General features: G+C 38.5%; 25 protein-coding genes and 1 other annotated feature. Of the genes, 20 read left to right on the top strand and 5 right to left on the bottom strand.

Going from position 1 to position 26,214, the window contains the following annotated elements:
* Positions 1 to 566: 566 nt before the first annotated feature.
* From BR87_RS07915 to BR87_RS07850, 14 genes are all read left to right on the top strand, one after another.
* Positions 567 to 1,268 (top strand): GntR family transcriptional regulator, encoded by a 702-nt coding sequence (locus BR87_RS07915; RefSeq protein WP_035030715.1) that lies wholly within the window; start codon positions 567 to 569, stop codon positions 1,266 to 1,268.
* On the top strand, positions 1,258 to 2,160 hold the full coding sequence (gene citG, locus BR87_RS07910; RefSeq protein WP_051929740.1) for a triphosphoribosyl-dephospho-CoA synthase CitG: 903 nt from the start codon (positions 1,258 to 1,260) through the stop codon (positions 2,158 to 2,160). The genes BR87_RS07915 and citG overlap by 11 nt, the downstream gene beginning before the upstream one ends.
* Positions 2,161 to 2,325: 165 nt before the next feature.
* Entirely contained in the window at positions 2,326 to 3,354 is a 1,029-nt protein-coding gene (citC, locus tag BR87_RS07905; protein ID WP_035030712.1) for a [citrate (pro-3S)-lyase] ligase, read from the top strand.
* 18 nt (positions 3,355 to 3,372) lie between these two features.
* A complete protein-coding gene (citD, locus tag BR87_RS07900; RefSeq protein WP_035032994.1) occupies positions 3,373 to 3,681 on the top strand; it encodes a citrate lyase acyl carrier protein in 309 nt (102 codons plus the stop codon).
* A complete protein-coding gene (gene citE, locus BR87_RS07895; RefSeq protein ID WP_035030709.1) occupies positions 3,669 to 4,559 on the top strand; it encodes a citrate (pro-3S)-lyase subunit beta in 891 nt (296 codons plus the stop codon). Before citD ends, citE begins: the two co-directional genes overlap by 13 nt.
* Positions 4,559 to 6,100: a citrate lyase subunit alpha gene (gene citF, locus BR87_RS07890; protein ID WP_035030706.1), complete on the top strand. Its 1,542-nt coding sequence runs from the start codon at positions 4,559 to 4,561 to the stop codon at positions 6,098 to 6,100. The genes citE and citF overlap by 1 nt, the downstream gene beginning before the upstream one ends.
* Positions 6,101 to 6,172: 72 nt before the next feature.
* The gene (locus BR87_RS07885; RefSeq protein ID WP_244877046.1) at positions 6,173 to 7,498 is read left to right on the top strand and encodes a 2-hydroxycarboxylate transporter family protein; all 1,326 of its coding nucleotides are present in this window, start codon (positions 6,173 to 6,175) and stop codon (positions 7,496 to 7,498) included.
* Between the two features lie 246 nt (positions 7,499 to 7,744).
* A complete protein-coding gene (locus tag BR87_RS07880) occupies positions 7,745 to 9,142 on the top strand; it encodes an oxaloacetate decarboxylase subunit alpha (protein ID WP_035030703.1) in 1,398 nt (465 codons plus the stop codon).
* Between the two features lie 11 nt (positions 9,143 to 9,153).
* Positions 9,154 to 9,444, top strand: coding sequence for an OadG family transporter subunit (locus BR87_RS07875; RefSeq protein ID WP_035030700.1), 291 nt, complete (start codon positions 9,154 to 9,156; stop codon positions 9,442 to 9,444).
* A 14-nt stretch (positions 9,445 to 9,458) separates the two neighbouring features.
* Positions 9,459 to 9,827: a biotin/lipoyl-containing protein gene (locus BR87_RS07870; protein ID WP_035030697.1), complete on the top strand. Its 369-nt coding sequence runs from the start codon at positions 9,459 to 9,461 to the stop codon at positions 9,825 to 9,827.
* A 22-nt stretch (positions 9,828 to 9,849) separates the two neighbouring features.
* A complete protein-coding gene (locus BR87_RS07865; RefSeq protein ID WP_035030695.1) occupies positions 9,850 to 10,980 on the top strand; it encodes a sodium ion-translocating decarboxylase subunit beta in 1,131 nt (376 codons plus the stop codon).
* A 30-nt stretch (positions 10,981 to 11,010) separates the two neighbouring features.
* The gene (gene citX / locus BR87_RS07860) at positions 11,011 to 11,556 is read left to right on the top strand and encodes a citrate lyase holo-[acyl-carrier protein] synthase (protein WP_035030693.1); all 546 of its coding nucleotides are present in this window, start codon (positions 11,011 to 11,013) and stop codon (positions 11,554 to 11,556) included.
* Positions 11,557 to 11,833: 277 nt separating this feature from the next.
* Entirely contained in the window at positions 11,834 to 13,018 is a 1,185-nt protein-coding gene (locus tag BR87_RS07855; protein ID WP_035030691.1) for an amidohydrolase, read from the top strand.
* Between the two features lie 38 nt (positions 13,019 to 13,056).
* A complete protein-coding gene (locus tag BR87_RS07850) occupies positions 13,057 to 13,392 on the top strand; it encodes a DUF6054 family protein (RefSeq protein ID WP_035030689.1) in 336 nt (111 codons plus the stop codon).
* 69 nt (positions 13,393 to 13,461) lie between these two features.
* Here BR87_RS07850 and BR87_RS07845 read toward each other — a convergent pair whose 3' ends face one another.
* From BR87_RS07845 to BR87_RS07830, 4 genes are all read right to left on the bottom strand, one after another.
* Positions 13,462 to 14,922 (bottom strand): amidase, encoded by a 1,461-nt coding sequence (locus tag BR87_RS07845; RefSeq protein ID WP_035030687.1) that lies wholly within the window; start codon positions 14,920 to 14,922, stop codon positions 13,462 to 13,464.
* A 394-nt stretch (positions 14,923 to 15,316) separates the two neighbouring features.
* A complete protein-coding gene (locus BR87_RS07840; RefSeq protein WP_051929738.1) occupies positions 15,317 to 15,850 on the bottom strand; it encodes a GNAT family N-acetyltransferase in 534 nt (177 codons plus the stop codon).
* A 103-nt stretch (positions 15,851 to 15,953) separates the two neighbouring features.
* Positions 15,954 to 17,219, bottom strand: a complete 1,266-nt coding sequence (gene tyrS, locus BR87_RS07835) for a tyrosine--tRNA ligase (protein WP_035030685.1) — start codon at positions 17,217 to 17,219, stop codon at positions 15,954 to 15,956.
* A gap of 72 nt (positions 17,220 to 17,291) precedes the next feature.
* Positions 17,292 to 17,510, bottom strand: a binding site (T-box leader).
* Between the two features lie 468 nt (positions 17,511 to 17,978).
* Positions 17,979 to 18,506 carry a VOC family protein gene (locus BR87_RS07830; RefSeq protein WP_035030682.1) on the bottom strand — a complete coding sequence of 176 codons (528 nt, stop codon included), beginning with the start codon at positions 18,504 to 18,506 and terminating at the stop codon, positions 17,979 to 17,981.
* A 180-nt stretch (positions 18,507 to 18,686) separates the two neighbouring features.
* Between BR87_RS07830 and BR87_RS07825 the strand changes: the two genes are divergently transcribed.
* Positions 18,687 to 19,679, top strand: coding sequence for an LLM class flavin-dependent oxidoreductase (locus BR87_RS07825; RefSeq protein ID WP_035030679.1), 993 nt, complete (start codon positions 18,687 to 18,689; stop codon positions 19,677 to 19,679).
* Between the two features lie 418 nt (positions 19,680 to 20,097).
* Here BR87_RS07825 and BR87_RS07820 read toward each other — a convergent pair whose 3' ends face one another.
* On the bottom strand, positions 20,098 to 20,946 hold the full coding sequence (locus BR87_RS07820) for a DUF72 domain-containing protein (RefSeq protein WP_035030676.1): 849 nt from the start codon (positions 20,944 to 20,946) through the stop codon (positions 20,098 to 20,100).
* A 487-nt stretch (positions 20,947 to 21,433) separates the two neighbouring features.
* Between BR87_RS07820 and metG the strand changes: the two genes are divergently transcribed.
* From metG to BR87_RS07795, 5 genes are all read left to right on the top strand, one after another.
* Complete coding sequence (gene metG, locus BR87_RS07815) at positions 21,434 to 23,452, top strand: methionine--tRNA ligase (protein ID WP_035032985.1); 2,019 nt, start codon at positions 21,434 to 21,436, stop codon at positions 23,450 to 23,452.
* Between the two features lie 79 nt (positions 23,453 to 23,531).
* Entirely contained in the window at positions 23,532 to 24,311 is a 780-nt protein-coding gene (locus BR87_RS07810; RefSeq protein ID WP_035030673.1) for a TatD family hydrolase, read from the top strand.
* Positions 24,299 to 24,865: a ribonuclease M5 gene (gene rnmV, locus BR87_RS07805; protein WP_035030670.1), complete on the top strand. Its 567-nt coding sequence runs from the start codon at positions 24,299 to 24,301 to the stop codon at positions 24,863 to 24,865. Before BR87_RS07810 ends, rnmV begins: the two co-directional genes overlap by 13 nt.
* Positions 24,852 to 25,739 (top strand): 16S rRNA (adenine(1518)-N(6)/adenine(1519)-N(6))-dimethyltransferase RsmA, encoded by an 888-nt coding sequence (gene rsmA, locus BR87_RS07800; protein WP_035030667.1) that lies wholly within the window; start codon positions 24,852 to 24,854, stop codon positions 25,737 to 25,739. Before rnmV ends, rsmA begins: the two co-directional genes overlap by 14 nt.
* A 164-nt stretch (positions 25,740 to 25,903) precedes the next feature.
* Positions 25,904 to 26,161 (top strand): Veg family protein, encoded by a 258-nt coding sequence (locus BR87_RS07795; protein WP_035030665.1) that lies wholly within the window; start codon positions 25,904 to 25,906, stop codon positions 26,159 to 26,161.
* The last annotated feature ends 53 nt before the right edge of the window (positions 26,162 to 26,214 follow it).

Here is a 26,214-nt window from a genome sequence, read left to right as displayed (position 1 = left end):
ATAGAGATTTAAAAATGATAAGGCAGTTAAAAGAGATTTACTCGCCTTAATGATAATAATAAAAAAGATAGGAGACTACTATTTTTTCAAAATGGTTTCCTATCTTTCATAATGCGTCCAAGTAAACTAAATAATAATAGTCTTTATATTATTATCGACAGAATAAATAACTTGATGTCGATTTTTGGAATGGATTCTCTTTTATAGCTGATTTTGCTAACTTTAGAGAGTACCCATCGACATCCTCCAATGAAAAAACTCGTTTTCTTGCTCACACTGATGAATCACACCAGATATTCCAGAAGATTAAAGGTACTAGGTTTTTGTATAGCCTTCCATTCTTTTTTATTGACCATATCTGCTTCACTTTCTTCCTCTTTGCCTAAAACATAGACAGGTTCATTGGTTTTGTTGATCTATTTTAGTAAGTGATGAAATATTTTGTAAGCCTGTTAACTGAAAAAAATTCCTTCAATTTCTCTTTCTTATGTTAAGATAATAACAAAGAGAAGTTTTGTAAACGGTTTACAAAAAGTGAATTCATTTATATAAGAGGAGGAAGAAAAGTGGAAGATTACATAAGAGAAATTATTAATTTTACGGATATTTCACAGTTTAAACCGTTAAATGAAATTGTATTTGATGGTATTAGAAAAGCTATTATTACTGGACGTATCCCTGTAGGTCAAAGAATAAAAGAAAAAGAATTTGCAGAGCGTATGAATATCAGTCGTACACCTATTCGTGAAGCTTTACACCGGCTGGAAAAAGAAGGTTTAGTTGAATACATTCCTAAATTTGGAACAATTGTTAAAAGAATAACTATTGAAGATGCAAAAGAAATCTATCAAATTCGTCAAGCTTTAGATGTAGTTGCCACCATCAATGCAATGACTAGAATGACCAAAGAACAATTTGATGAATTAAAACAATTATTAGTGAAGACGGAAGAAGTAAATAAAAAAAACCAAGATGTTGAGGAAGTCATTCGGTTATTTTCTATTTTTAATGAAAAAATTTATCAGTTTAGCGATATGCCACGTCTTACTTCAATTGTTACTAAGTTGCGGGAGTACTTGATGCGGTTTAGAGATATCTCACTTACAGAAGAAGGAAGAAGAAAAAAAGCATTAAATGAACATTGGATGATTTATCGTGGTATGTATAATAAAGATGAGGAGCAAATAAAATTGATTATCAATGAACACTTAAGTTATTCAGAAAAATTTATTTTAGCAGAAATGGAAAAACAACAAAATGGAAAATAGAAAAGAAAAAGCACAAAAGTGGGCTAGACAACTAGCGATCTATGCTCAGCAAGCTGTTCTGTACGAAGCCGTCTTGTTTCCAAAACCTGGATTGGTTGATGCCCAAAATAGCGGTTCTCATGAGGACATGAACATTTACACTTTCTTAAATAGTTCAACAGGCTTAATGGAGGGATTTTATGAATTTGCTTTAATGGGAATAAATTGGAAAGGAGAGGCAAAAAAACTTTTTCAAGCCATTCGACCAATAGGAATAGATGCGGAAAAAGCTATGTTCAAAGAGACAAAAGGGATCAATACACATAAAGGTATTATTTTTTCATTAGGTATTTTTCTGGCAGCAGCTGGAAAAATTCTTCAACCTCAGCTCACAAAAGAAAAAAGCTTTCCAATCATTGAAACAGAAGAAAGAGAAGCAATTTTTTTGTATATCAAAGAAATGACATCTGGATTGGTTTCCAATGACTTTAAAAATCTTCATTTAAAAGAACAGTTAACGCACGGAGAAAAACTCTATTTAGAATACGGATTTACAGGAATTAGAGGAGAAGCTGAAGCGGGATACCCTATTCTTCAACAGAAAATTTTACCAATGATAGAAAAACAAGATAAGAACCAAGCCTTTCATTTGCAGCTATTAGAAATTTTATTTTATTTGATGACATTTGTTGAAGATTCAAATCTTGTACATCGTGGCGGCATAGATGCTTTATTGTTTGTTCAAGAGGAAGCGAAGAAACTATTACAAGAGGAGCAGCGATTTACGTCAACAACGCTTTTTAAAATTGAACAGCTAAACCAATTGTTTATGAAAAAGAATTTAAGCCCAGGTGGCAGTGCAGATTTATTGATCATCGTCATTTTTTTAGGGAAATTAGAAAATATTTTTTAGAAAGCGAAAAAAGACCAACATCATAGTTGTTCTTTTTTTGTTTTTAAGCTGTTCTTTTTGTTTTTTTGCTGTCTTTTTCCTGCCTCCAAAAAGTGTAAGCGTATAATTTAAGACACAAGGACTTTAATCTAAGAATGCAAAGTGAATCAGTAAAGAAGGGGAAAAATGGACTTTCAAATAAAACGCTTATGGGTAAAGAAAAGTAAAACAGACCATCAGAAATGGGAAAAATTGCTTCATCAAGCAGGAATACAGACAGAAGAAAATGTTGACTATACAGTTGGTCTTTTTGATGGAGAAAAATTAATTGGAACAGGTTCTATTGCAGATAATGTCTTGAAATGTTTTGCAGTTTGTAAAGACTACACAGGAGGCGGAGCGATTAACCAGCTGGTTTCTCATTTAATGAATAAGGTTTTTGAAGATGGAGAAACTGCGTGCTATGTCTACACGAAACCAGCTTCAAAAGCGGCTTTTCAACACTTGGGGTTTAAAGAAATCTCGCGTGTAGAAGAGGAATTGGTCTTTATGGAAAAAGCAGCTTTTGGTTTTGAATCGTATCTTCAAGCTTTGTCGCAGGAAGCCGTAGAAGGTGAACGCATAGCTGGTATTGTCATGAATGCAAATCCTTTTACCAAAGGTCATCAGTATCTGGTTGAAACTGCAGCTAAGGAAAACGATTGGGTTCATTTGTTTGTTCTTTCCGAGGATGCATCTGTTTTTCCAGCAGCAGATCGAAAAAAACTTGTTAAAGAAGGTGGAAAGTATTTAAAGAATATTTCTATCCATGATACGAAAAGTTATTTGGTATCATCTGCTACTTTTCCTTCTTACTTTTTAAAAGAAAATAGTGATGTTACACGGATTCAAGCAAAATTAGATGCAACTATTTTTAGAGAGGCAATCGCGCCAACATTAAACATTCGTTTTCGTTACGTAGGAGAAGAACCTTATTCTGAAGCAACAAATATCTATAACGAAGCTATGGCTGAAGTGTTTGATGACACCATTCAATTAATTATTCTTCCGCGTAAAGCAACATCCGAGGAAGTGATCAGCGCTTCACGCGTTCGGACTTTATTCGCAGAAAATAAGCTGAATGAGTTAAAGGCGCTCGTTCCTCAAACAACTTTTGATTACTTAAATTCTCAAAAGGGAAAAGAAGTACAACTAAAATTGAAAAATAAGGAGTGATAAGAATTGGATAAATTTATGATAAAAAAACAAGCTATCGCGGGCACAGTAGAGTCTTCTGATATACAGATTATTATTGACCAAAATCCAAACAAAGGGATTGAGGTTGAATTAAACAGTTCAGTCGCAAAACAATACGGCAGAAGAATACGCGAAGTGATTGAAGAAACATTAAAAAACCTAGGAATCCAAGATGCTAAATTAGTTGTTGAAGATAAAGGCGCCCTTGACTGTACGATTAAAGCCAGAACAATTGCAGTTGTTCACCGTGCAGCTGAAACGACAAAATCGATTGACTGGGAGGCGATTGAAGAATGGAACGTTTAAGAAGAACGATGATGTTTGTACCGGCAAGTAATGCTGGAATGTTAAGAGACGCTAATATTTATGGGGCAGATTCAATCATGTTTGATCTGGAAGACTCGATCTCTTTGAAAGAGAAAGATACTTCTCGTTTTCTTGTTTATCAGGCTGTAAAAACGATTGATTATGGCAAGACAGAAACGGTCGTTCGCATCAATGGATTAGATGCAGGCGGACATGATGATATACAAGCTATGGTGCGCGCAGGTATTGATGTGATCCGCTTGCCTAAGACAGAAACGGCACAAGATATTCTTGATGTCGAAGCGGTGATCGAAGAAGTAGAAAAACAATCCGGCAGGGAAATAGGATCAACTAAAATGATGGCAGCAATCGAAAGTGCAGAAGGTGTATTGAACGCTGTAGAAATCGCTAAAGCAAGTGACCGATTGATCGGAATCGCTTTAGGCGCAGAAGATTATGTTACCAATATGCATACGAAAAGATCACCAGAAGGGCAAGAATTACTTTTTGCTAGAAGCATGATTTTACACTCAGCCCGTAATGCAGGAATTGCAGCGCTAGATACCGTTTATTCAGATGTAAACAACGAAGAAGGTTTACAACATGAAGTTGAAACGATTAAACAATTAGGTTTTGATGGGAAATCGGTAATCAATCCTCGTCAAATCCCAATCGTTAACCGCATTTTTGCCCCAACTGAAGATGAGATTGAAGATGCCATGAATGTGATCCATGCCATCGAAGAGGCAGAAGAAAAAGGCTCAGGTGTTATTGCATTGAATGGAAAAATGATTGATAAGCCAATCGTTGAACGTGCAGAACGCGTTTTGAGTTTGGCAGAAGCAGCTGGATTGATTAAGAAAGGAGCTCAAGCATAATGGCAGAAAACGAAATTGGAAGAATGATTCCAGAAACACTTATCAATGAACGCTATGGTACATTTTCAGGTGCAGCCGTTAAAGAAGACCCTTATCAACGAGCATCAGCTGAAGTTACGCCCGTTTCTCCAGGAAGCAGTAAATTATTAGGGTCTATTCGAGAAGCAATTGAAAAAACGGGGTTGAAAGATGGTATGACGATCTCGTTTCATCATCATTTTCGTGAAGGAGACGCTGTAATCAACTTAGTGATGGATGAAATTGCAAAAATGGGTATCAAAGATTTATCTATTGCGCCAAGTTCCATTGCAAATGTGCACGCGCCTTTGATTGATCATATTAAAAATGGTGTCGTTACCCATATTACTTCCAGCGGGTTGCGAGATAACTTGGGAGCAGCTATTTCTAGAGGATTGATGGATGAGCCCGTAGTAATTCGTTCTCATGGAGGCCGTGCAAGAGCCATCGAAGCAGGGGATATTCATATTGATGTAGCTTTTTTAGGCGCACCTAGTTCAGATGACTACGGAAATGTAAATGGATCTCACGGGAAAGCAACATGCGGGTCATTAGGCTACGCTCAAGTTGATGCAAAATACGCTGACAAAGTGGTTGTCATTACTGATAACCTAGTTCCTTATCCCAATACACCGATCAGTATACCGCAAACACAAGTCGATTATGTGCTTGAAATTGATTCAATCGGAGATCCTGACGGTATTGCTAAAGGCGCAACGCGTGTTACAAAAAATCCAAAAGACTTGTTGATCGCTCAAAATGCAAATAAGGTCATCACAAATTCTCCTTATTTCAAAAATGGATTTTCTTTCCAGACGGGTACAGGTGGTGCTGCTTTAGCTGTTGCACGTTATCTGCGTCAAGACATGTTGGAAAAAGATATCAAGGCCAGCTTTGCATTAGGCGGGATTACCCAGCAAATGGTTGAAATGCTGAATGAAGGCTTAGTAGAAAAAATTATTGATGTTCAGTCATTTGATAAAGGATCAGCGCTATCGATCAAAGAAAATGAACACCATTATGAAATTTCCGCTGATTTCTATGCCTCAGCCGGAACTAAAGGACCAGCAGTTAATAAACTGGATATCGTTATTCTCTCTGCACTAGAAATTGATACGGACTTCAACGTGAATGTTCTAACAGGTTCAGATGGCGTGATTCGTGGTGCATCTGGCGGCCATAGCGATACAGCAGCGGCTTCTAAGATGAGCATCATCGTCACTCCGCTTATTCGCGGACGTATCCCTTCTGTAGTAGACAAAGTGAATACGGTTGTCACACCGGGAGAAAGCGTCGATGTAGTGGTAACAGAAGTTGGTATTTGTATCAACCCATTAAGAAAAGATTTAATGGATGTATTTAAAGATATCCCTGTTCCGCAATTTACGATCGAAGAATTAAAAGAAAAAGCTTATGCTGTTGTGGGAACACCAGATCCAATTGAATACGAAGACAAAGTGGTTGCTGTTGTCGAATACCGAGACGGCAGTGTCATTGACGTTGTCCGGAAGGTAAACGAATAATAATAAAACTTATTACGAAAACAAAAAAGTGATAAAACTATGAAAAATAAATTTTCAAAAAGGAGAAAGAAGATGGCAGCAAAAGCGGAAAAAATGACAGCGGGGGCAACAACCGAAAGGAAAAGATACTTTGGACTATCTATGCCGATATTAATCGGTATGTGCCTAGTCGTATTGGCAGCAGCTTATACGGGAGCATTATCTGCAGATTTACCCGGCACTTTTGCATTAATGTTTGTACTAGGTATTATTTTTAATGAGGTCGGCAACCGAATTCCAATTTGGAATGAGTATATTGGCGGAGGAATTGTCTTAGCTTATCTTGGAACAGCCGCCCTTGTTTATTACAACTTAATCCCTCAACAGTATGTTGAATCAATCGGTACGGTTACGGGTGATATGGACTTCTTGACCTTTTTCATTGCGATGTTGATCACTGGTTCAATTCTTGGGCTTAACCGGCAATTATTGGTGAAATCTATTGTTCGTTATTTACCAGCTATTCTTGGTGGTGTGGCTGGAGCCGCTCTTTTGGGCATTCTTGGTGGTTTGATTGTAGGTGTTTCTCCAGCAGATGCTGTTATTAGTTATGTTCTTCCTGTTATGGGGGGCGGAAATGGAGCTGGTGCCATACCTTTAAGTCAAATGTATGAAAAAGTCACTGGGAATCCTTCTACTGATTACTATACTTTTGCGATTGCTATTTTAACTATCGCCAATATTTTTGCCATTATTATAGGCGGAATTTTAAACAGAATAGGAAACTCTAAAAAAGGTCTAACGGGTAACAAATCTAACCTAATGAGAAATGCAGCTGAAATTGAAGAAAAAGAAGAAAAAGTAAAGCTAACGATGAAAGATTATGGCGGAGCGATGGCACTTGGGCTTTCTTTTTATGCTTTAGGCAGATTATTTGGTGAATATTTATTACCAACAATCGGCGGTGTAGCGATTCATTCATTTGCATATATGATCATTTTTGTTGCTTTGACAAACGCACTAGGATTGATTCCTAATGACATTCGTCAAGCCAGCCAAGGTATGCAAACCTTCTTTACGAAGACAATGGTTATCGTCATTATGGTCGGAGTTGGAGTGGACACTGATTTGGGAGAATTATTTTCAGCGATTACCTTTGGAAATGTTTTGATGGCACTGCTTGTTGTTATCGGCGCAACTTTGGGTTCTGCTATTGTCGGCTGGTTAGTTGGATTCTACCCTATTGATTCTGCTGTAACAGCTGGTTTGTGTATGGCAAACAGAGGCGGATCAGGCGACATTGCTGTGCTTGGAGCTGCAGATAGAATGGGACTGATTTCTTACGCACAACTCTCTTCAAGACTTGGAGGAGGAATAGTTTTAATTATTGGAAGTTTAATATTCGGTCTATTCTTGTAAAAATTATTATAAATTAAGAGAATACTGTTTTTCTTATTCTCTTAATTTATAAATAAAAATATACTAATTGGAACAATATAAGTAAGACAAAGTAAATAACTCCAGATAAGGTTTTTGTATGATGAGACAAAGCTCTAGTTTTGAAACTCTGAAAAAACTTATTTGACGGATATGATGCTGAGATTTATAATCCCGGCTCTTTGTCTTTTATTGGAAGGAACAGCATAAAGATTGGATGTGAAGACTTTGGATAAAAGAAAAAAAATCGGGTTTACAGAGACTGTGTTAAGAGATGCTCATCAAAGTTTGATGGCTACACGTTTAACAACGGAAGAGATGTTGCCGATTTTGGAGAAAATGGATGCCGCTGGTTATCATGCATTGGAATGTTGGGGAGGAGCCACATTTGATACATCGATCCGTTTTTTAAATGAAGACCCTTGGGATCGATTGAGAGAAATAAAAAAGAGAGTAAAGAATACGAAACTTCAAATGCTTTTACGTGGGCAAAATCTTTTAGGCTATCGTCATTATGCAGATGATATCGTTGACAAATTTATTGAGAAAGCAATTGAAAACGGCATTGATATTATTCGCGTTTTTGATGCTTTAAATGATACTCGGAATATGGAGGCCTGTGTAAAAGCCGTCAAAAAATATGGCGGACATGCACAACTAGCTATTTGTTATACGATCAGCCCGGTTCATACGATTCAATACTATAAAGAACTGACTAAAAAATTAGACGAATTAGGAGCAGACTCGATTTGTATCAAAGATATGGCGGGTATCTTAACACCCGCTGTAGTGAAAGAGTTGGTCCCTGCCTTGAAGGAAATTACTTCTTTGCCGATAGAAGTGCATACTCATGCAACAAGCGGTATATCGGAAATGACTTATTTAACTGCTGTTCAAGTGGGAGCGGACCTAATTGACACAGCTATTTCACCTTTTTCAGGCGGAACAAGTCAGCCGGCTACGGAATCTTTAAGTATTGCTTTAACGGAGCTTGGTTATGATACACATCTGAAAGAAGAGTTACTAGAAGAAATTGCAGACTACTTCAAGCCCATCAAAGATCACTATTTAAAAGAAACTATTTTAGATCCTAAAATGATGACGGTTGATCCAAAAGCTTTGATTTATCAGGTGCCAGGAGGTATGCTGTCTAATCTGTATTCACAGTTGAAGCAAGCTAAAGCTGAAGAACGATATGAAGAAGTACTGAGAGAAGTGCCAAAAGTGCGGGAAGATTTAGGATTTCCGCCGCTAGTTACCCCTATGAGCCAAATGGTCGGCACACAAGCTGTGTTTAATGTTTTATCTGGGGAAAGATATAAAATGATTCCAAATGAAATCAAGGATTATGTGCGTGGATCATACGGAACGCCCCCATCACCGATCAGTGAAACGATCAAGCAAAAAATTATTGGGGACGAAGAGGTTCTAACAGGCAGACCGGCGGATTTACTGGAACCAGAATTTGAAAAACAAAAAGATGAGGTAAGCAAGGTAGCTAAGACGGATGAAGATGTTTTAATTTATGCAATGTTTCCACAATTAGGCGAACAATTTTTAGAAAAAAAATACCATCCTAAATCAGCACCAACCCAAGAAACGATTCGAATCAACGCTATCATATAAGGAGGAGCAGGATGACAGATATTAGTTTATTAAAGGGAATAACTATTTCAATTACATCTATTGTAATGGTCTTTCTTGTACTTCTAGGACTGCTGCTGATTTTAACTTCATTTAAATACATTTTTAAAGAAAAAACAGAAAAGCCGATAAAAATAGAGAATGCACCAGTTCAAATGCAAAAAGATCCTTTAGAAGAAGATGAAGAAACAAAAACGGTTGCAGCTTTGACCGCTTTGATTTTAGCCAATGAAGACCAGCAAGATAAACACTATCAAGTAACCTCGATAAAACGTGTAAAATAAAGGAGTCTAATAGAATGAAAGCTTATGAAATCACCGTAAATGACAAAGTTTATCAAGTCTCAGTAGAAGAAATAGATGCAGCCAGCTTTAAATCCAACCAACAACAATCTCCTGCAGCTGCTCAGGACAAGTCAGCTAGTCAGCAAAAGCCTGCCGCTCCAACAGCTTCCAGCGGTACAATGGTTACAGCGCCTATGCCTGGAAACATTATCAGTGTAAATGTTCAAGCAGGCGAAGCGGTAAAAGCCGGACAAGTATTGTGCGTATTAGAAGCAATGAAAATGGAAAATGAAATCGTAGCTCCTGAAGATGGAACCGTCAGCGAAGTGACTGTTTCAAAAGGGGCATCCGTTGAAGCGGGAGACAGTTTAATCATACTATAATGTAATACAAGGAGTTAATACAATGATTGAAGCTATAAAAGATACATTGATAAATTCAGGATTTGCTGGCTTGTCTTATAAACACGTTATTATGATCGTTATTGCTTGCACTTTCTTATATTTAGCTATAAAAAAAGGATATGAGCCGTATTTATTGATTCCAATTGCTTTTGGCATGTTATTAGTTAATCTGCCGGTAGCAGGCTTGATGACTCCGCCTATTGATGGGAGCAACGGGGGATTATTGTACTATTTATACCAAGGAACAAATTTAGGCATTTATCCACCTTTAATTTTTCTTTGTTTAGGCGCAAGTACTGATTTTGGGCCATTAATTGCTAATCCAAAAACCTTGTTGCTTGGAGGAGCTGCGCAAATTGGGATTTTTATCGCTTTCTTTGGAGCATTAGCGCTAGGAATGACAGGTCCTGAGGCAGCTTCTGTCGGCATTATCGGAGGAGCAGACGGACCAACCGCTATTTTCTTGACTAGTCAATTGGCCCCTCATTTACTTTCTAGTATTGCTCTGGCAGCTTATTCTTATATGGCTCTTGTGCCCATCATTCAACCGCCGATTATGAAGTTGCTAACAACTAAAGAAGAACGAGAAATCAAAATGGAACAATTAAGACCAGTATCGCAAAAAGAAAAAATTCTTTTCCCTATCATCGTAACTATTTTTGTTATCTTATTATTACCGACAGCTGCGCCTTTGATCGGTATGTTAATGCTTGGAAATCTCATTAAAGAAAGCGGACAAGTACCTAAAATCACAGATACTCTGCAAAATTCTTTGATGTATATCATTACCATCTTCTTAGGAATCACTGTTGGAGCAAAAGCTGAAGCAGACGTCTTTCTATCAATTCAGACAGCTAAAATCATTATCTTGGGATTAGTTGCTTTTGCAGTCGGAACTGCGGGAGGCGTTTTAATGGGCAAGTTGATGTGTAAGTTGACAAATGGTAAAGTTAATCCGATGATTGGTGCAGCAGGTGTGTCAGCCGTGCCAATGTCAGCACGGGTTGTTCAAAAAGAAGGAGTAAAAGCAAATCCTTCAAACTTTTTATTGATGCATGCTATGGGACCGAATGTAGCAGGCGTGATTGGCTCAGCAGTAGCAGCAGGTGTTTTATTGCAATTCTTTAGTTGATAAAAACGAGTATGAAATAGGAGTAATGAAATGGATCTTTTTAGTTCAGGAAGACAAGTCACTTTAGAAGAAGTTTTAGAAGGTCGAGAAAAAAGAGTGGATTTTCAAAAAAAAATACTTGAACAATATTCAGGTTCCTTAGTTTCCTTCAATTGCAATATACCGGGACCAATCAAGAATAATGCAGCGATAAAAAAACTTTTTGATACTGGTAAAGTAAGTCTTGTCACTAAATTAAAAGAAAAAAAATTTGCCATTTTAACTTCAGAGGAATGGAATAGCATAACTGGACCAGAATTGTTTTTAGTCACTGATGCAACACCAAAGAAATTAAAACAAATATGTGTCCAAATTGAAGAAACTTCTTTAGGAAGATTGTTTGATATGGATGTTCTTTTTAAAGAAGAAACAGGTAGTTTGAGTTCTATCAGTCGTCAGAATCTAGGCTTACAAGTAAGAAAGTGCTTTGTTTGTAATGAGGACGCTAAAATCTGTGGACGCGACCGCAAACATTCTTTAGAAGAAATGTTTAGAGCTATCAATAACATTTTGGAACAGGAAGAAATGATAAGTTGATTTTTAGTGTTAATCTTATACACTCAGCACTAATGCAATGTAAAAAACTGCCGGTATTTAAGTTTAAAAGTTAGAAAGATACGAAGAAATAGTAAAGATTCTCTATTTACATTCTTTTAAAGTAAAGTTAGCTGGTAAACCCACTTCATCAAAAAAGTTGAAGTGGGTTTATTTCTTTTTTAAAAGATGATTTAGAAAACGTTTTTTTACGAAACTGTGCTATAGTAAATGAAAAGCTGAAAGATGATAAAGCTATTTTCCAAGTGGAGGGGTTTAGATGAGAGAAAAATTGATGGAAATGCTGGATGCACGCAAAGAAGAAATGATTGAAATTCGCAGATATTTACATGCACACCCAGAGTTGTCTTACCAAGAAGACGAAACAGCAGCTTACATAGCAGCATTTTATCAAGATAAAGAAGTGGATTTGACAACTCATGTAGGTGGAAATGGCATCATTGTCACGATCAAAGGCGATAAACCTGGAGAGACATTAGCTTTAAGAGCAGATTTTGACGCCTTGCCCATCGAAGAAGAAACGGGTTTGCCTTTTCAATCGAAAAATAAAGGTGTGATGCATGCATGCGGACATGACGCACATACGGCTTATTTGATGATACTGGCAGATTGTTTGATTGAATTAAAATCAGAAATTCCCGGAACCATAAAAATCATTCACCAACATGCTGAAGAAGCGCCACCAGGCGGGGCTAAATTTATTATGGAAACCGGGGCTTTAAAAGAGGTCGATCATATTATCGGCATTCACGTTTTTCCAGATCGTCCGGTTGGAGAAGTTGCTTATCGCAGCGGCGCAGCAATGGCAGGCGGCTCTCAATTTAAATTGGTTATTCAAGGTACAGGAGGGCATGCTTCAACACCACATAAGTCGAATGATGCGATTGTAGCAGGTTCTTACTTTGTGACTGCACTTCAAACTGTAATCAGTCGACGGTTAGACCCTTTTCAAGTGGGAACTGTAACGGTCGGTTCGTTTGATGGCAAAGGCGCATTTAACGTCATTAAAGATACCGTTACTATTGAAGGGGATATGCGGTATATGGAAGAAGCTACTTTTGAAGTGCTGAACCGTGAAGTAGCTCGTTTAGCAGCTGGGTTGCAAGAAATGTTTGCTGTAGAGACGACATTGACAGTCGAAGAAGGGTGTCCGCCAGTCTACAATGAACCTGAATTGACCAGTAGTGTGGTAGATTACTTAAAGAACGGTGTTGGCGATTATTTGATGGAAGTAGTTGAAGCTCCCATGCAAACAGGCAATGAAGACTTTGCTTATTATTCTCAACAAATACCCGGTTGTTTTTTCTTTGTCGGCAGTTGGCCAAATGGCGTAGAAAAACCGTACAATAACCATCACCCTAAATTCGATATCAGCGAAGAAGCGATTTTAATCGCGGCTAAAGCGGTAGGGGATGTAGTCTGCGGTTATTTTGCTTTAGACTGATATCTTAACGAACTAAAAAAGAAAAGAGGCTGCTTCAAATGGCACACTTTACCAAAACCATAACAGCAGATTACAATGAGATACTGAACATGTTGGACACCACTATTCGAAATTTTGGTGTAAGCGTTAAATTAGTAGCAGAAAATGCGGTGACAGTGGAAAAGGTTGAAGTAACAACAAGAGTGTATGAAAAATTATTTCTCCGCAGCAGCAGTTATGCTTCTATCAGCTTAACTGTAATTGGGAATCAAGAAGAGGTCATTATTTCAGCTATCGGTGCAGCGGGAGGTGAGGGCTTGCTCAATATTAGTTGGGGAGCTGAAAAAAACTTTGTCACTAGATTAGAAAAAGCACTGATAGATCAAGGGTTTTAACCAGTTGCAGAATGTAGGAAATAAAAAATAAACCGCTGCCTGTTTCAACTAGGCAGCGGTTTTAACTGTTTAAATAAATAATCCGGCTTTTTCCATATCTTGTCCGATAGACAATAGCCAATCTTCTTTGCCTTTAGGAGCAGTAAACTGCACGCCTAAAGGGAGTCCAGCTTCAGTTAAATGAACCGGCAAACTGATAGCCGGCTGACCGGTCAAGTTAGCTTGCTGTGTAAAAGGAGTGATGTCCAAGCTATCTGCAAACATATCCCAAACAATTTTTTGTTGATCGGCTGCGTTTAATTCGGTTACACGTTTCATCCGCTCGATCTGTTCGTCGGATTGCAATTTGGCATCAATACGCGGAGCCACATCTGCAGTAGTTGGAGTTAAATACAAGTCATAAGACTCATGGAAATAGGCCATAACTTCGGCAGCGGTATCCCATTTGGCTAAGCTGTTAGAATAGTCAGCAGCTGAAATTGATTTACCGGCATTGTATAAAGTCCAAGTTATTAATTCCATATCGGCCATCGTCAACGGTCTTTGCATGGCTTTTTCCAAATTAGCCATCATAGCCGCGGTTTCTCCTGCATTCATCGTATAATAACTGCGCATCAAATCGACTCCGTCAATTTCAGGAGTCTGTTCAACTACATCATGTCCTTGTTGGCGCAGCCATTCTACAGTATTGTACACGGCCTTTTTAGCTTCTTCACTGACCGGACCGTGAACTGGTGAAACAACAGAATAAGCTACACGGAATTTTTTTGGTGCAGGTTGGTGTAAAGCGTTCAAATAACCTGTTCCAAAAAGCGGTGTTTGAAAAGCAGCCATTTGTTGTACGGTTTGTAAAGCATCCATCATGGCGGCCGTATCACGCATGGTTTTTGTTAAGACAAAGCTAACCGAAGCCCCTTGCCAGCCGCGCCCGAATCCTGGACCAATGGGAGTTCTACCGCGTGTGGGTTTCAAGCCGACTAGCCCAGTGAAAGAAGCAGGGATGCGGATTGAACCGCCGCCATCGCTGGCTCCAGCAATTTGAACCATTTCGGAAACCACACTGGCGGCAGCACCGCCGCTTGAGCCGCCCGGAGAATAAGCTGAATGCCATGGATTGCGAGCTGGTCCATAAAGGACTGGATCGGTAATGTTTTTAAACGCAAATTCAGGTGTATTTGTTTGGCCGATGACGATAAAACCAGCTTTTTCCAGTGCTTCCACAAAGTAACTGGTTTGTTTGGCGTAGTTGTTTTTTAACAAGCGCGATCCAGATGTACTGGGTTCGCCTGCCATATCTTGTCCCAATCCTTTAATTAAAATTGGTAAGCCGCCAAATAGGGTGTCGGAAAAGTCTCTTTCTCGAGCTTCTTGCAAAGCTTTTTCTTTCCGAGTATGAATGACCGCATTCCATTGCGGGTTTTCAGATTCAATTTTTTGAAAAGCAGCTGTTACTAATTCAAAAGGAGTTACCTTTTTCTGGTGGAGATCTTTAGCGGCAGCTAAGCCGTCTTTTTGTCGATCGATTTTCATATTAAAAACCTCATTTCTAACTAATCATTGCTTTTAGTGTAGCATTAGATTTCTAAAAAGTGGGCGTTAGCAAAGAAGAAAATGAAAAAGCCAAATTTTTCAATAAGATTATACAAAGAGAAGTCTGGTTTAGTACAACTTTGTTTTTTTAAAAGGTAGGGCATGATAAGTTTTCTGCATTCAATGTCTAGCGAAACAAGCCTGCCTCTTGGAAATTAGATAAATAAAGGGCCTAAAGTCTCGCTATGCGAGCTTTATACTAGTCGACGTAACCAGCTAAAGCTGGAAGTCTCCTAGCAATTGCGCTCTACGATGCTCTTTTGCCATGGCTCTTGCCATTTTAATGGCTTAGAGACATGGGGTACACTTGAGCTTTGCTCACAGTGCTGCTTTCCTAAATTTCTTTCGAGTCAGGACGGCTTGTCCCGCTTTTCTTAATTAAGCGATACTGTAAAACATAATCATCCATTACATAACCGCCGCCGATATCAGCAACTTGTTCTTTTACTAATTCAAACCCAAACTTCTTATAAGCGGCAATAGTGTTTGTGTTGTATTTATTGACTGTCAAAACAAGTTGTTCTTTTTTATTTTTTGCAGCAATGTCTTTTAGCTGTTCAATCAATAAGCGCCCTGTACCTTGACCACGCTCAGTTTGTTTTAAATACAGTTTGCTAAGGAACAGCTGATCTGGCAATAGTTGGTAACTGATATAGCCGACAATTGTATGATTGGATTGAACTAAAAAATACTCTTTTCCTTGAGTTAATTCATTGAAAATAGCCGTTTCTGACTGCAGGTTAGCAAGCATATAAGCTACTTGCTGCTCACCTAAGATAGCAGTGTAGTGTTCCTCCCAAATTTCTTTGGCTAATTGTGCAACAGTCTGTGCTTCTTTTTGCGTCGTGACTTTTTTGAGTTGGATCATACGTGATTCCTCCTAAATAGTAAAAAAGGGCGGAAAACGTTCTTCCGGCCCTCTTTGGTGTCTCGCAGACCAAGCTTGTCCTGCTTTTATTGTTTTTATAGAATTAAACTAGTTTTACTAAGAAATATTTTTTCTTCCCTCGACGGATCAAAATAAACCGTTCATCAAAAGAATTTTGAGGAGTTACGATGGCATCAACGTTGGTTACTTTTTCGCCATTCATGGAAAGTGCGCCATTAGTAATATCTTCGCGGGCTTGACGTCTAGAAGGCTCAATACCGACAACATCTACTAGCCATTCCACAATGTTGCGTTCTTCTTTAGGTGCTTCGAAAGTCGGCATGTTTTTGAAGCCTTCTTCAATCTGATCAGCTGTCAAACTTTTTACATCACCAGAAAACAAAGCTGCAGTGATTTTTTCAGCATCGTTCAATGCTTGTTCACCATGGACAAATAATGTCATTTCACGGGCCAACGTTTTTTGTGCTTCCCGTTTATGCGGCTCAGTTGTTATTTTTTCAGCTAACGCTTCGATTTCATCTTTAGTTAAGAAGGTAAAGTACTTCAAGTATTTGACGACATCACGGTCATCTTGATTTAACCAGAATTGGTAAAATTCGTAAGGAGTAGTTTTTTCTGGGTCTAACCAAACAGCACCGCCAGCAGTTTTTCCGAATTTCGTTCCGTCAGCTTTTAACATTAATGGAATGGTTAAGCCATAAACTTCAGCTTCAGGGCCTTCTTGTTTGCGAATATATTCTAAACCAGCTGTAATGTTTCCCCATTGATCTGCGCCGCCGATTTGCAATTGAACATTTTCATGTTGGTACAAATGTAAGAAATCGATAGATTGTAAAATTTGGTACGTAAATTCAGTAAATGAAATACCCGTTTCTAAACGACTGGCAACAATGTCTTTAGCCAGCATGGTGTTGATGTTAAAACTTTTTCCGATATTGCGTAAGAAATCTAGTAAACTGATATCTTTCGTCCAATCCAAATTGTTGACCATACGAATCGATTTTTCATTTTTCCCTGCATCAAATAATTTTTCCATTTGACGGGTTAATTTATCGGCATTGTTTTGAACTTGTTCTCTTGTTTGCAACGTACGTTCTTCTGATTTTCCACTAGGGTCGCCGATGGAACCTGTTGCTCCGCCGATAACAATGACGGGACGGTGACCAGCTAACTGGAATCGTTTCAAAATCATAAAAGGGATCAAATGACCAATATGCATACTGTCGCCCGTTGGATCAACCCCGCAGTACAAAGCTATTTGTTTCTGTTCAATTAATTTTCTTAAACCTGTTTCGTCTGTTTGTTGGTTAATGGCATCGCGCCATTCTAATTCATCAAGAATATTCATTTTTTAAGCTCCTTTTTCTGTATTGTTAAAAACAAATAAAAAAGTCCCGATGAAAAGACAAAATCATCTTTTCATCGGGACGAAAAATTTCGTGTTACCACCCAATTTGCCAACAAATTTTACTGCAAAGTTGCTGACCGCTCATTTACTGTTATCGCCAGTAGGACGCTTGAGGTTAATCAAGTTACTCCAGAGTGTAATTCGCGAAAAAGGGTTGTGCTAGTTTCCATCACCCACTAGCTTTCTAGTGACAACATCCTTTTTGCTACTATGCTCATTCATCGTAAATAGTGCTATAAGTTTGTTTTTAGTATAGTCAACCAGCAGAGAATTGTCAATTGACAGATTTGCTTAATTTGCTGAGAAAAATCTAGAAAATAGCAAGGGTATTATTTATATACATTGAAGTTTTTCTATGGATTAAACAATTATATAGAGCTTTGTATCAGCGATGCAGTAAAGCAACTCAATTTAGATTTTCACAAAAACTAAAAATTCTTTAGTCTATATCGAACATTTTCGATAACTGCCGAAAAGCACAAATTTTTAAAATTCTCTCGATAAATTGATTTAAGTACCATAAAGCACAAGAAGTTTCATCATTTCGGTCCTTAAAAGGTATTTGTGTACCATATTGTTAATTTTATCAAAGTGATAAGGTCCATAATATGCTTTTACGTACCATATCGTTGCTATTTGATTCATCATATGGTCTTCAATCATTTTTATCCAATCCATACGGACGTTTTATACTGTACATCATTGAGCTGGCGTCCACCGTTTAGGTTGGCTGTCAGCTGGATAATTTATACCTGCTGGATAACTGATCATTTCAACCAGCATGCCCCAAGGAGCTCGACCATACACAAATTGGTTTCCAAAACCGCTCTCGGCAGCAGAAGAAAGTTTATTTGACTTAGACAGAAGCTTTCCACCTGACTGAGTGAACTGTTCAACAGCTTTTTGGATATCGTCTACATAAAAAGCCACATGTTGTAAGCCGTAATCGGAAGCAATTACCGGTTGTCGTTGCGAGACATTACCAAATTGAAACAATTCAATGTTTGCACTATTTCCGACAGCCAGCATTCGAATGCGCATTTCTGTTGTGCCAGGTTTGAGTCCGAGACTTTGTTCTACTTGTTGACCTGATTTTGGTTCATCAGCTGCTGCCAGATTATCATAAATAACTTCAGCAGCGAAAGCTTTTTGAAAAAAAAGAGTGGCTTGTTCAATGTCTGGAACAGTTACGCCAATGTGGTCTATTCCACGAGTTGATTTTTCCATGTAATTTCTCCTCTTAATTCATTTCCTGTTATCAGTATAAGCCGCTCATTTTTAAAAGTAGAATCATTTGCTTGCTGTCTTACGAAGCTTTAAGCCAAATATCGGCTATTTTTCTAATAAACTGATATACTAAAAGTAAGAAAGAAAACAAAAACGAAATGAAAAGGATGGTTAAACTTTATGAAATTGAGTGTACTAGATCAAGCACCGATTACTAGCGGGAATACAGCTGCGGAAGCTTTAAAAAAAGCAGAAGAGTTAGCTGTGCTAACAGATGAGTTGGGTTATAGTCGGATGTGGATGGCTGAACACCATGGAACAAATGGGTATGCCAGTTCAGCACCTGAAGTTACCGCTGCTCATTTAGCAGCAAAAACAAAGAATATCCGTATTGGAACAGGCGGCGTCATGATGATGCATTATTCGCCATTGAAGTTGGCAGAGGTGTTTAAAACGTTAAGTGCATTATCACCTGGCCGCATTGATTTTGGCGTAGGAAGGGCGCCAGGAGGAGATACCAACGCCATGTATGCTTTATCTGAAGGACGGCAACCGATGTTGGATAATATGTATGAAAAATTTGATACGGCTTTGAAGTTGATCAATGATGAAGTTCCAGAAGACCGCTTATACCGTAAAACGATTGCGACACCGGCACATATTGCTTTACCTGAAGCTTGGTTGCTAGGTTCGAGTGGAAGCAGTGCATTAAAAGCTGCCCGGATGGGTGTCGGCTATTCTTTTGCTCAGTTCTTTATGGGCGGTATGACGAAAGAAATTTTCGATGAATATAAAAAGAACTTTCAGCCTTCTGCCTTTATGGATAAGCCTGAAATTAATGTTGCTTATTTAGTGACAACAGCAGAAACAAAAGAAGAAGCAGAATTTGAAGCAGGTCCGCAAGATATTGCTCGTTTATGGTTGTCGCAAGGGCGAATGGGTCAGTTGATGACACCTGAAGAAGCTCAAAATTATCCTTTGACTGAAATTGATCGAATGACCATCAAAGAAAATCGGAAACTGCATTTAGTAGGAGAACCAAAAGAAATAGCTGCACGTTTAAATGAGGAACAAGCTCATTACGGTTTCGATGAAGCGATGATCTGCAGTATTCCGCATTCACAAGAAAAACGGTTAGATGTTTACCGGTTACTAGCAAAAGAACTTCTTTAAAAAGTGAAAAAGAAAAGAAGAGGGAATCGAGTATCTCATTCCCTCTTCTTTTTTTGTTGTAGTGTAGCATAGGGAGTATAAAAAATAAGAATAATTCAACCTTTTTCTAGCATGTCATTTTGTTTCGTAGTTGGTAAAGGAGAAAGCGTCCAGTAGAGACGGCCTAGCGAACAAACGGAGTAGAAAATACTCAAGAAGTGTCCGGTAGAGACGGCCTAGCAGACAAACGGAGCAGGAATCACTCAAGAAGTGTTCGGTAGAGACGTTCTAGCAGACAAACGGATCAGGAATCATTCAAGAAGTGTTCGGTAGAGACGGTCTAGCAGACAAACGGAGCAGGGATCATTCAAGAAGTGTTCGATAGAGATGGTCTAGCGAACAAAAGCTCTTATCAAAGGGATAATGAGCTTTTCAGGTTCTAGTCATCAAATAAATTTAAATCTAGTTGTTGAGGTCCTAATTGATCGAAAGTAAGATCGAGCATCTTTTGTAAATATTTAGCATTAGCAGCTGCATGTCCGCCGGAGTTGTTGTTGAAAATGACGGCTACTTCTTTAGAGTCTTTTTCCAACGCATGTATAATGGGTACAAAACTAGCCAGCTCAGCTTGACTGTAGTCATAAAAAGTCCGTTTTTCGCGCCAATCGGCTCCATTCGCATGCAGCCAGCCTTCGTAATTGCGTCCATGTAAACGAAATAAGGTTAAGTCTTTATTCGTAGCTGTTGCAATCATCGGGATGCTGTTTCCCGGTGTTTGCGGTTGATCAATGACGGCGTGAATAAACTGGTGTTGTTCTAAAAATGTTAATGTCAGCGGTTGGTTTTCTTCATTAAACCAGCTGGAATGACGAAATTCAACGGCTACCGGTAAATCACCCATCCATTGCCGTATTTTTCTTAAATACGTTAAGTTTTCTTCTGAATAATGGAAAAATGGCGGAAATTGGAATAAAAAAGCCTTTACCCTATATGAGCTGATCATCGGTTCAAATGCAGCAAGATAATGTTGGAACATGGCTTCTTCTGTAGGAAAGAAATCGAGCCACTCTTTGTGTTTTGTCATTGCTTGAAAAGCTTTAGGGATAAATTGAAAGGCATCAGGAGTTTTTTCTATCCAACTTAAAATATTTTTTGCTGGCGGAATAGCGTAAAAACTCGTGTCCAGCTCAACAAAAGGAAAATGAGTAGCGTAATTTTCTAATTTGCGTGATTTATGAGTGACTAATAGTTCGTGATCACTCCAACCGGTTAAGCCAATGGTAATCATTTATGGAAAACTCCTTTCTTAAAAAAGTTCCTGCTTTTATTGTACCGTATTTGAAGCAAAGAAAGAAAAAAAGAGCTCATTTAGTTAGAAAAACGAAGCAAATGTTTCACGGGAAACATTTACATTTGGTGGGTAAAAAAGTAGAATGTTCCTTATAAGCCAACAAGATTGGCTGTTGCTCAAGCTAATTTTAAAAATGTTTTTGTGAAATCAGTAGAGGAAAAGGGTTGTTGAGCAGAAAAAGAGAAAAAGATAATGCATCTAAAAAAACAACCTTTTATTTTTAAGCTGATTATGCAATAAAAGGACGATAACAGTAGAGAAATCTACAGGAAACACCTTATTCTGCTCTATTTCTATGGTATACTAATTTAGGATTGTTCTAAACAATTAGTTCAAAGACAAAAGATAAGCAGCAAGAAAAACAAACTAAAATAAGACAACTAATCACTGATAAAGTTGAGAATGAATTTAGGAGGCACTTATGGTGACTGAAAGAAATACTTTTTATATTACAACCCCCATTTACTATCCAAGTGGAAGATTACACATTGGAAATGCTTACTCTACGATAGCTTGCGATGTAATGGCTCGTTACAAAAGAATGCTTGATTTTGATGTTTTTTACCTTACTGGCAGCGATGAACATGGTCAGAAGATTGAAAATAAAGCAGCAGAATTAAATATCACTCCTCAAGAATATGTAGACCAAATGGCGCATGATATGCAAGAATTATGGAAGCTGTTGGAAATCAGCAATGACAAATTTATCCGGACGACTGATCCGGCCCATGAAAAAGTAGTGGCTGATATTTTTGAACGTTTCTTAGCTCAAGGAGATATTTATTTAGATGAATATGAAGGCTGGTATTCGGTTCCAGACGAAACATTCTATACAGAGACTCAATTAGAGGATGTAGAACGTGATGCAGATGGCAACGTTACTGGTGGTAAATCTCCTGATAGCGGGCATCCTGTAGAACTGGTCAAAGAAGAATCTTACTTTTTCAAGATGAGCAAATATGCAGATCGTTTATTAGCTTATTATGAAGAACATCCCGATTTTATTCAGCCAGAATCACGCAAAAACGAGATGATCAATAACTTTATTAAACCCGGTTTAGAAGACTTAGCCGTTTCACGGACAACTTTTTCTTGGGGAATCAAAGTACCAAGCAATCCAAAACATGTGATTTACGTTTGGATCGACGCTTTGGCTAATTACATTACAGCATTAGGCTATGGCACAGAAGATACGGCGTTATTTGATAAATTTTGGCCGGCAGACGTGCATATGGTAGGGAAAGAAATCGTGCGTTTCCATACGATTTACTGGCCAATTATGTTGATGGCGTTAGATCTGCCATTACCAAAGAAAATATTCGGCCATGGCTGGTTATTGATGAAAGACGGCAAAATGTCTAAATCAAAAGGAAATGTTGTTTACCCAGAAATGTTAGTGGAACGTTACGGTCTAGATTCTTTGCGTTATTACTTGATGCGGGAAGTTTCATTTGGCAGCGACGGTGTGTTTACTCCAGAAGATTTTGTCTCTCGGGTGAATTATGATTTAGCGAATGATTTAGGTAATTTATTAAATCGGACCATTGCCATGATCAATAAGTACTTCAAAGGAACGGTTCCAGCTTACACAGGCAATGTCACAGCTTTTGACGAGGTTCTGAAAAAGACAGCTGAAGAAGCGATTGCGGATTACCAAGTTGAAATGGAAAATATGCAATTCAGCAGTGCTTTAAGCGCAGTTTGGACATTGATTTCTAGAGCGAACAAGTATATTGATGAAACAGAACCGTGGAAATTGGCTAAAGATGAAGAGAAAAAAGTTGAATTGGCCAGTGTTATGGTTCATTTAGCAGAAAGCCTGCGCGTTTCTGCAATTTTACTTCAACCTTTCTTAACGCATGCGCCAAAAGCTATCTTCACACAATTAGGCGTAGAGGGTGAAGCAGCAAGAGATTGGGCAACTGTACAATTCGGCAGCTTCCCGGAACAGGCACAAGTTGTTCCAAAAGGTACTCCAATTTTCCCACGTTTGGATATGGAAGAAGAAGTCGCTTATATTAAAGATCAAATGGACAGCGGGGCCAATGAAGAAGAGGAAGAAATTCCAGCTGAATGGGATCCAACTGAAACAAAATTGGCATCAGTTAAAGAAAAACAAATTAAATATGAAGACTTCGATAAAGTTGAGTTAAAAGTAGCAGAAGTGCTGGATTGCGGAAAAGTTGAAGGGGCAGATAAATTATTGAAGTTCCGTCTGGATGCCGGAGATGAAGGACACCGTCAAATTCTTTCCGGAATTGCAGAATGGTATCCCGATCCTGCAGCTTTGATTGGCAAAAAAGTTGTGATCGTTGCTAACTTAAAACCACGTAAAATGCGTGGAGAAATTAGCCAAGGCATGATTTTGTCAGCTGAAAAAGACGGAAAACTCCAAATCATTGAAGCGCCAAAAGACGCACCAAATGGATCTGAAGTTGCGTAAGGAGCTAAATAAAATGAACACCCTGCTGAAGAATGTTTAGCAGGGTGTTCAACTAACAACTAAAGAAAGGATGAGAACCGTGTTATTTGATACGCATACTCATTTAAATGCAGAAGAATTTGATGCAGAAGTTCCTGAAACGGTTCAAAGAGCAAGAGAAAACGATGTTGCACGAATGGCCGTGGTGGGATTCGATACAGCGACGATTGAAAAAACATTGGCGTTGAGCAAAGAGTACGAAGATATCTACAGCATTATTGGCTGGCATCCGACTGAAAGTTATTTGTATACAGAAAGCATTGAGGAGCAATTGTATCATCAACTGCAATTGCCTAAGGTAGTGGCAATGGGAGAAATGGGACTCGATTACCATTGGGACACTTCGCCTAAATCGACTCAAAAAGATGTTTTTAGAAGACAACTGCAAATAGCGAAAGAATTAAAGTTGCCAGTCAGTATCCATATGCGTGATGCGATCGAAGATACGTATGCTCTTTTAAAAGAAGAACACGTGGAAGACATCGGCGGAATTATGCACAGTTTCAGCGGCGACACATTGTGGATGGAACGCTTTTTAGATTTAGGAATGCACATTTCGTTAAGTGGGGTCGTTACGTTTAAAAATGCACAAGAACCTAAAGAAGTAGCCAAAGCTGTTCCTTTCGATAAACTATTGATTGAGACAGATGCTCCTTATTTAGCGCCTGTACCATTCAGAGGCAAACGCAATGAGCCGGCTTATGTGAAATACGTCGCTGAAGAAATTGCAAAACTACGCGGCTATACTTACGCAGAAGTAGCGGAGCAAACAATGAAAAATGCCAATCGTTTATTTGGGTTAGATGAATGGAAAAAATAAAAGAAATCATTGTTGTTGAGGGGCGTGACGATACACGCCGGATCCATGAATCAGTTGAAGCCGATACGATCGAAACAAATGGTTCTGCTATTAATGCAGAAACGCTGCAGCTGATTGCAAAAGCCCAAGAGACCAGAGGCGTAATCGTCTTTACCGATCCGGATTTTCCTGGAGAAAAGATCCGAAAAACGATCTCACGGGCCGTTCCAGGAGTGAAACATGCTTTTTTGACTACCACTGAAGCCAAGCCAAAAGGGCAGGGCAGTCTAGGTATTGAACATGCTTCCCCTGAAGCCATTCGCAAAGCTTTAGCCAAAAGCTATACAGAAGTTTTGGAACAAGAAACAGTGATTACCCGTCAGTTACTGTTAGATGCGGGTTTGATTGTTGGGGATTTTGCACGGAAAAGACGCGAAAAACTAGGTGAACGGCTAAACATCGGGTATACGAACGGCAAGCAACTTCAAAAGAGATTGCAGATGTTTCAAATCTCGCCGGATGAAGTCATTCAAGCTATGCAACGGATTTTGGAGGAAGAAAATGACAAATCATAAAGATATCGCATCACCTATCAGAACGAAAGAAATTTTAAAGAAACACGGCTTTTCATTAAAGAAGAGTTTGGGTCAAAACTTCATTATTGATTCGAATATTTTAACAAAAATCGTTGAAACAGCTGGGTTGGATAAACAAACGAACGTTATCGAAGTAGGACCTGGAATTGGAGCATTGACAGAACATTTGGCAAGAGCCAGCAAAGAAGTCATCGCATTTGAGATCGATGACCGTCTATTGCCGGTTTTAGCAGACACGCTGAGTCCTTATGACAATGTAACGATTCTTCACAACGATGTGTTGCAAGTGAATTTACAAGAGGTCGTAGGAGAGAAACTAGATACTGAAGAACCTTTGATGGTGGTAGCTAACCTGCCCTATTATATTACCACACCTATTATTATGTACTTTTTGGAATCTGCTCTTCGAATTGATGCATTAGTGGTGATGATGCAAAAAGAAGTAGCTGAGCGGATCACGGCAGCTCCTGGCAGCAAAGCTTATGGTTCATTGTCTATTGCGGTTCAATACTATATGGATGCTGAAATTGCTTTTATTGTACCGAAAACCGTTTTTGTTCCACAACCGAATATTGATTCCGCTATTATCAAATTGACCCGCAGAGAAGCACCTAGCATTGAGGTAATCAACGAAGCGGTATTCTTTGAAGTTACGCGTGCTGCATTTGTTCAACGGCGAAAAACATTATGGAACAACTTGTTAGGAAAATACGGCAAAGAAGAAGCGACAAAAGAAAAATTGATTGAAGCATTAGAGTACGCTGGAATCGATCCAAAACGTCGGGGAGAAACATTAAGCCTGGCTGAATTTGGGAAATTAGCGGATGGAATTTGTCTGAAATTATTAAAATAACGTTAAGAAAAATTAAATCAAGCCAACAAGTCCTTTAGTGATAAGAGATTTGCTGGCTTTCTTTATTAGAGAATTATTAGTTGCTTACTAGGTTTCCATGTGATATACTTGTTTATTTTTTCTCAGTATGTTATACTTGACAATAGATGAGTGAGGTGAAATTGATGCCAATTACATTAGCCAGTATCAAAGAAAAACTAGATCTTAAGTTAGGTAAGAAGATTATGTTGACCGCACAAGTTGGTCGTAAGAAAAAGACAGAACGCAAAGGTACTTTAACTGAAACGTATCCTTCTGTTTTTGTTGTTGAGTTAGACCAAGAAGAAAATGCTTTTGAACGTGTTTCTTATAGTTATACAGATGTTTTGACTCAATCAGTAGAAATTCATTTTCTAGATGAAGAAAGTCTTCAATATGCTTAATCGTAAGACCACGAGCTGAAAACAAGCTCGTTTTTTTTTTACTGAAAAATTAA

The sequence above is a fragment of the Carnobacterium mobile DSM 4848 genome (genome assembly GCF_000744825.1).
Taxonomy (GTDB): domain Bacteria; phylum Bacillota; class Bacilli; order Lactobacillales; family Carnobacteriaceae; genus Carnobacterium_A; species Carnobacterium_A mobile.
This window is presented reverse-complemented; position numbering and strand designations above follow the sequence as displayed.